Genomic DNA, 306 nt, shown 5'->3' on the forward strand with positions numbered 1-306 from the left:
GTTGCCACGTCCGATGATGGGCAGGGGGCTAGATTTTAGTTTTAGTGGCATGAAAACAGCCGTACACAATCTGATTAAAGATACACCGCACTCAGACAGCGACCCTGTGGTTAGGGCGGACATTGCAGCAAGTTTTCAATACGCAGTCATAGACTCGCTGGTCAAAAAATGCACCAAAGCACTCAAACAAGCAGGGCTAAAAAAACTGGTCATCGCAGGAGGCGTGTCTGCCAATCTGACACTGCGAGATGAGCTTGAAAAATCGCTTGCCAAGATAGGTGCAAGCGTGCATTACAGATCGGAAGA

General features: G+C 48.4%; 1 protein-coding gene. It reads left to right on the forward strand.

Annotated features, from left to right (window positions below):
* Positions 1–49: 49 nt before the first annotated feature.
* A partial coding sequence (locus B0E34_RS22975; protein ID WP_503327702.1) for a Kae1-like domain-containing protein occupies positions 50–306 on the forward strand: 257 nt, incomplete at its 3' end.

The organism is Chryseobacterium mucoviscidosis (assembly GCF_002177115.1).
GTDB classification, from domain to species: domain Bacteria; phylum Bacteroidota; class Bacteroidia; order Flavobacteriales; family Weeksellaceae; genus Chryseobacterium; species Chryseobacterium mucoviscidosis.